The organism is Actinoplanes sp. TFC3 (assembly GCF_001553785.1).
Lineage (GTDB): Bacteria > Actinomycetota > Actinomycetes > Mycobacteriales > Micromonosporaceae > Actinoplanes.
The window spans coordinates 572,218-573,719 of sequence record NZ_LOJP01000002.1 but is presented as its reverse complement, the minus strand read 5'-3'; the positions used below and the strand labels follow the sequence as shown (position 1 = coordinate 573,719).

General features: G+C 68.1%; 1 pseudogene. It reads right to left on the bottom strand.

The annotated features are described in order from the left end of the window. Positions 1-615: 615 nt before the first annotated feature. A pseudogene (locus TFC3_RS29695) lies at positions 616-1,502 on the bottom strand (phospholipid carrier-dependent glycosyltransferase); the annotation flags it as partial.

Below are 1,502 nucleotides of genomic sequence, written 5' to 3'. Positions count from 1 at the left end.
GCTTGGGAGCGCGGCCAGCGGAGGTGGCGGGGTGGCTTGAGGTGGGTGCCTCATTGCCTCGGGGCCTGCGCCGCTTCGAGCTGCCTGCCCTGCGTCCTGCCTGCCCTGCGTCCTGCCTGCCCTGCGTCCTGCCTGCCCTGCGTCCTGCCTGCCTTGCGTCCGGTTAGTTCTGCTCCAGGGCCGCCTGCGCTAAGCAGGGCCTACCGCCAACCCCGCCCCGCACCCAATCGTCCGTGCCAGCCCGCGCCCAAGCTCTCACCTGAGTCCACGCCGGGACCCCACCCTGTCCCACAAGGCCATCAGCCCCAACCGAGCTGATCATTTGTTTGACGCGATAACTGAGTGGCTGCACCCATTGTGTCCGCCCGGCGGCGCTGGTTAAGCTTTGGTCGCACGCCCCTATCGCCCGCTTCCCCCGTGGCAGGCGATCGGGGCGTTGCCTATTTCTCCAGCCGGAGGGCTCGTAGCGAGAGGCCCCCAGCAAGAAAACCCCCAAGCCAAGGCCCCATCAGACGGCCCCCAGCAGACGACCGCCAGCAGCGGCCGCCACTCGGGGGCCGCCGCCACTTAGAGGCCGCCACTCAGGGCCGCCATACAGAGGCCCAGAATCCAACCTCAGATCCAGCGCCCACCCAGCCACATGCGCGCCGACCAGTCGTCATAAGGGATCAGCTGGCCCACGAAGATCGGGTGGAAGTAGGCGAAGCACAGCGCCACCAGCAGCACGTATACGCCCGCCACGATGGTTCCGACGAGCTGGCGGTCGGTGCGGGCAGCGCCTGAGGCTATTCCTGTTGCCGGGGTCATGATGGCGCCCAGGGCGTACACGATGGCCAGGATGAGGAACGGCAGCGCCGGGAGTACGTAGAACGAGAACATGGTGCGGCCGTCGGCTACGGCGAAGTAGAACCAGGGGAGCAGGCCGGCCACTACGCCGGTGCCGATGGCGAAGGCGCGCCAGTCGCGGCGGGCGATGCCGAACCAGACCAGGGCGGCCAGCGCGGGCAGCATCGACCACCAGAGCAGCGGGGTGCCCAGCAGTAGCACCTCGGCCGCACAGCTGGGGGCGCCGCAGTTGCCGTTTCCATTCCAGTAGAAGGCAACCGGGCGACCCAGCAGCAGCCACTGCCACGGCCAGGACTGGTAGACGTGCCGGTCGGTCAGGCCGCTGTGGAACGTGTACGCCTCGTGGTGGTAGTGCATGAGGTTGAGCAGCGCACCTAGCACCGGCGGTTCGCTCATGTTGTTGGCTTCGCGGTAGTGACGGAAGTAGCCGTCGTCGGTGAGGAACCAGCCGAGCCAGGTCGACAGGTAGAAGATCACCGAGAGGGCGAAGCTGAGCACCAGGTAGCCCAGATCACCGAGCAGGCCGGCGGTGATGGGGCGGTGCACCCCGGCGGAGCGGCGGGCCCGGGCCCCGCCACACAACTACGAGCAGGCCGAAGAACGGTGCGAAGAACAGCGCACTCCACTTGACACCGCAGGCCAGGCCGAAGGCGGCA